Below are 3,818 nucleotides of genomic sequence, written 5' to 3'. Positions count from 1 at the left end.
AGGTATTTTTGAACCAGAGAAACGGCGGTCAGCCTTCGGTGACGATGCGGTCGTTCGAGACCCCCATATACGTGAGATTGTTGCGCACGTTTTCGACCATACCTTCGGGTCCGCAGATGTAGAACATATGGTCACCTTCGCCTTGTCCTGCGACAAATTCATTGGCCACTTCCAGACAGATGCGACCGTGATCAAACGGGGCCTTGTTTTCATCGCTCAGGACATAAAGCGTCTCAAGCCCCTGCATCTGGTCCCATTCGGATTTGAGGATCAGTTCTTCTTCGGTTCGGGCGGCCAGAACGAGGGTACATCCGGCAAGAGTGCCTTCGCGGGCGCGGGCCCGCAGAATGGGGATGAAGGGGGTCACACCGGTGCCGCCGGCAAAGAAGACACCGTGTCCCTTATCGGCGATGGCGCCCCACGGCTCCGTGATGCGCACACGGTCGCCTGCGGCCATTTTGGCAATTTGTTCGGTCACCCCGTCATGATCGGGATAGGATTTGATGACAAATTCCAAATGTGGATCGTCTGGCAACGAGGTGAAGGTGAAGGGGCGTTTCTCCGCCTCCCATCCCTCCTTGAGAAGGGCCATATCGGTGGCCTGACCTGCGGTGAACGTGAACCCGTCCGGTTTGTCAAAGACCAGCTGGTAGGTGTCCGGTGTCACAGGGTCTATCTGGCGTAGGGTGATGTCGTGGGGCATAACGTAAATCCTTCTTTGCGGACAAAACGCCTGAGGCGCATAGCTGTTCCACGGGGATGCCCCGACGCAAAAGGGCGGCCCAACAGGACCGCCCTTTCGAAGCAATTTTCGGATCGCTTAACGCTTGGAGAACTGGAAGCTCTTACGGGCTTTGGCTTTACCGTATTTCTTCCGTTCCACCACGCGGCTGTCGCGTGTGAGGAAGCCTGCGGCCTTCAGGGCTGCGCGCAAGGATGGATCAAACAACTGCAGCGCCTTGGAGATGCCGTGCTTGACCGCACCAGCCTGACCAGACAGACCGCCACCTTTGACCGTGGCCACCACATCAAACTGACCGGCAACACCGGCCACGTCGAACGGCTGGCGCAGGATCATCTGCAGAACGGGGCGCGCGAAATACACGTCCTGGTCTTTGCCATTGACGGTGACCTTGCCGGAACCGGGCTTGATCCAGACACGGGCAACAGCGTCTTTACGCTTGCCTGTGGCATAGGACCGGCCGAGGTCGTCCTTGACAGGCTCGCGGTTGATTTCGATCGTTGCAGCAGGCGCTTCTACGCCTTCAGCGACGGCACCCAATTCTTCGAGGGAGTTCACTTGATCGGCCATTATGCGGTCCTCGTGTTCTTTTTGTTCATCGCTTTCACGTCGAGAACTTCGGGCTTCTGGGCGTCCATGCCATGTTCGGTGCCTGCGAAGACACGCAGGTGTGTCATTTGCTGACGGGACAGGCGGTTGCCGGGCAGCATGCGCTTGACGGCCTGCATGACGACACGCTCGGGGTGGTCCCCCTCAAGGATCTCACCGGTGGTGCGGGATTTGATGCCGCCCACAGTGCCGGTGTGCCAATAGTTCGGCTTTTCGCGCTTGTTGCCTGTCAGCTGCACCTTGTCGGCGTTGATGACGATGACGTTGTCGCCCATGTCCATATGGGGGGTGAAGGTGGCTTTGTGCTTACCACGCAGCCGCATGGCGATGATCGAGGCAAGACGGCCCAGAACAACGCCCTCGGCGTCGATCAGGATCCACTTCTTTTCGATATCCGCCGGAGTAGCAGAGAAGGTTTTCATGGTTTTGGTCCTAATGGAAAAGGACCCCGCAAGGGGCCCGACATTCGATGGGGTCTTTTAGGCGGAGCAGCGGGGGGCGTCAACAGCCGCCAAACAGTAAAAAACGTTCAGTATCAATAGCTTAAAAAAACGGTATCATTTTACCCCAATCTTTGCGCAAAGATATCTTGGCGCGGCCAGGGACCGGTTTATCTAGGCTGCCATGAACGCCCCAATCATCCTGACCGCGCAACTTGCCGGACAATCCGGCGCATATCTTGACGCCTTGCGTCTGCAGTATTTTCCCGATCGGGGCTACCGTCTTCCGGCGCATCTGACCCTGTTTCATCATCTGCAAGCAGGCCAACGTCCGGATATTGTCCAAACCCTCCGGCATCACTGTGCGCTTTGGTCCCCCCTGACGCTGACCGCGACCGACGTTCTGGATTTCGGGGGCGGCTGTGCCTTTGCCATCGAAAACCCCGACCTCGAAGCGCGGCGCGCGGTTCTGGCCGATCTGTGGCGCGACGGGCTGACGCCACAGGATGCGCGCGGCTTCCGGCCCCATGTGACGGTGCAAAACAAGGTTGACCGCAACACGGCGTTGAAAACCCTTACCACCTTGCGCAAGGATTTCGCGCCGTTCGACATTCCCTGTCCCGGACTTTCGCTTTGGGCCTATCGGGGCGGGCCATGGGATCATCTGTGTGACGTGCCCTTCGGGGGAATGGAATAGGTCAGCGATGCGCGGGCCACGGGTTTGTCCTCGGCCCCTTCGCCAAACAGCCGCCCCTCGCACACGGCCAGCGCACGGCCCAGCTTCAACAGTTCCATCCGGCACAACAGCCGTCCCGGTCGCGGTTTGCGCATGAAATCAATGGAGCAGTTCGTGGTGACCGCCAAAGCCACAGGTCCCAAGACGCTCAGAATACAAAAGTAGGCGCAGACATCGGCCAAACCGAACATGGAGGGTCCCGACACCGTGCCACCGGGCCTGAGGTGTCTGTCCGAGGCCACCAGCGCCATGGTCACGAACGGTGGCGCCACCTCAACAAATTCAAAGTCTGCGGCGACCTGTGGGAAATCCCGCGCCAGAAAGGCCTGCAAATCCGCGGCGTTCATCTTCATATCCATGGCAATTCTCCCGGTGTCTGCCTAAGCTTGCGCAAGACACGCCAAAGGACAAGCCATGACCCTGCTGACCCGCACCGACGCCGATCATATTGCGCATATTGAACTCAACAGCCCGCATAACCTCAATGCGCTCAGCGACGCGATGATTGCAGCCCTGCAGGCGGAACTTGACAGGCTCAAGGACGACAGATCGGTCCGGGCCGTTATTCTTTCGGGCGCGGGCAAGGCCTTTTGCGCAGGCCACGATCTGAAGGAAATGCAAGCTGCCCGACAGGACGAGGATGGCGGCACCGCAGCCTGGGGTGATCTTTTTGCACGCTGTTCGGCCATGATGCAGACGATCCAATCGCTGCCCCAGCCGGTCATCGCCCAAGTGCACGGGATTGCCACGGCGGCGGGCTGCCAGCTGGTGGCGACCTGTGACATGGCCGTGGCGGCAGATACCACACGCTTTGGCGTCAACGGCGTGAACATCGGCCTGTTCTGCTCCACCCCTATGGTCGCGCTGACCCGCAATGTCCCGCGCAAACAGGCGTTCGAGATGCTGACGACGGGACGGTTCCTTCAGGCGTCCGAGGCGCGTGACATCGGCCTGATCAACCATGCGGTCCCAGACGCCGAACTGGCGGGCGAGACGCGCACACTTGCCCTGACCGTCGCCGAAAAACTGCCCCTCGCGGTCAAGATCGGCAAACAGGCCTTCTACACCCAATCCCAGATGACCACCGCTGACGCCTACGTCTACACCGGTCAGGTCATGGCCGAAAACATGGATCATGCCCAAACCAACGAGGGCATCAGCGCCTTTCTGGAAAAACGCACCCCGAACTGGGACACCTGACGCGCAAGCTCCACCTGCGCCCCAACACCCGTTGTCCGCGCCTTTGTCTTTGTCTCATAAATATCCCGGGGGTTTGGGGGCTGGCCCCCAA

Annotated in this window: 6 protein-coding genes; 2 read left to right on the top strand and 4 right to left on the bottom strand. The window is 59.5% G+C overall.

Annotated features, from left to right (window positions below; all coding sequences use genetic code 11):
* Positions 1-28: 28 nt before the first annotated feature.
* From QZ653_RS12900 to rplM, 3 genes are all read right to left on the bottom strand, one after another.
* Positions 29-703, bottom strand: coding sequence for an FAD-binding oxidoreductase (locus tag QZ653_RS12900; RefSeq protein WP_296420554.1), 675 nt, complete (start codon positions 701-703; stop codon positions 29-31).
* 117 nt (positions 704-820) lie between these two features.
* On the bottom strand, positions 821-1,312 hold the full coding sequence (rpsI, locus tag QZ653_RS12895) for a 30S ribosomal protein S9 (RefSeq protein ID WP_296420552.1): 492 nt from the start codon (positions 1,310-1,312) through the stop codon (positions 821-823).
* Positions 1,312-1,773 carry a 50S ribosomal protein L13 gene (rplM, locus tag QZ653_RS12890; RefSeq protein ID WP_296420551.1) on the bottom strand — a complete coding sequence of 154 codons (462 nt, stop codon included), beginning with the start codon at positions 1,771-1,773 and terminating at the stop codon, positions 1,312-1,314. Before rplM ends, rpsI begins: the two co-directional genes overlap by 1 nt.
* 202 nt (positions 1,774-1,975) lie before the next feature.
* Between rplM and QZ653_RS12885 the strand changes: the two genes are divergently transcribed.
* A complete protein-coding gene (locus tag QZ653_RS12885; RefSeq protein ID WP_296420549.1) occupies positions 1,976-2,488 on the top strand; it encodes a 2'-5' RNA ligase family protein in 513 nt (170 codons plus the stop codon).
* On the opposite strand, the gene QZ653_RS12880 is transcribed toward QZ653_RS12885, so the two are convergent.
* A complete protein-coding gene (locus QZ653_RS12880) occupies positions 2,452-2,886 on the bottom strand; it encodes a PaaI family thioesterase (protein ID WP_296420547.1) in 435 nt (144 codons plus the stop codon). The two genes, QZ653_RS12885 and QZ653_RS12880, sit on opposite strands and share 37 nt — an antisense overlap.
* A gap of 55 nt (positions 2,887-2,941) precedes the next feature.
* On the opposite strand from QZ653_RS12880, the gene QZ653_RS12875 reads away from it, so the two are divergent.
* Positions 2,942-3,727 (top strand): enoyl-CoA hydratase, encoded by a 786-nt coding sequence (locus QZ653_RS12875; RefSeq protein ID WP_296420546.1) that lies wholly within the window; start codon positions 2,942-2,944, stop codon positions 3,725-3,727.
* Positions 3,728-3,818 lie beyond the last annotated feature (91 nt).

The organism is Pseudooctadecabacter sp. (genome assembly GCF_020627745.1).
Lineage (GTDB): Bacteria > Pseudomonadota > Alphaproteobacteria > Rhodobacterales > Rhodobacteraceae > Octadecabacter.
Note: the sequence above shows the minus strand (reverse complement) of the source record. Positions and strands in the feature narration are given on the sequence as shown.

Excerpts from the sequence above, each read along its gene's own strand:
- QZ653_RS12900 (WP_296420554.1), bottom strand. The coding sequence starts at position 703 with ATGCCCCACGACATCACCCTACGCCAGATAGACCCTGTGACACCGGAC.
- rpsI (WP_296420552.1), bottom strand. The coding sequence starts at position 1,312 with ATGGCCGATCAAGTGAACTCCCTCGAAGAATTGGGTGCCGTCGCTGAA.
- rplM (WP_296420551.1), bottom strand. The coding sequence starts at position 1,773 with ATGAAAACCTTCTCTGCTACTCCGGCGGATATCGAAAAGAAGTGGATC.
- QZ653_RS12885 (WP_296420549.1), top strand. The coding sequence starts at position 1,976 with ATGAACGCCCCAATCATCCTGACCGCGCAACTTGCCGGACAATCCGGC.
- QZ653_RS12880 (WP_296420547.1), bottom strand. The coding sequence starts at position 2,886 with ATGGATATGAAGATGAACGCCGCGGATTTGCAGGCCTTTCTGGCGCGG.
- QZ653_RS12875 (WP_296420546.1), top strand. The coding sequence starts at position 2,942 with ATGACCCTGCTGACCCGCACCGACGCCGATCATATTGCGCATATTGAA.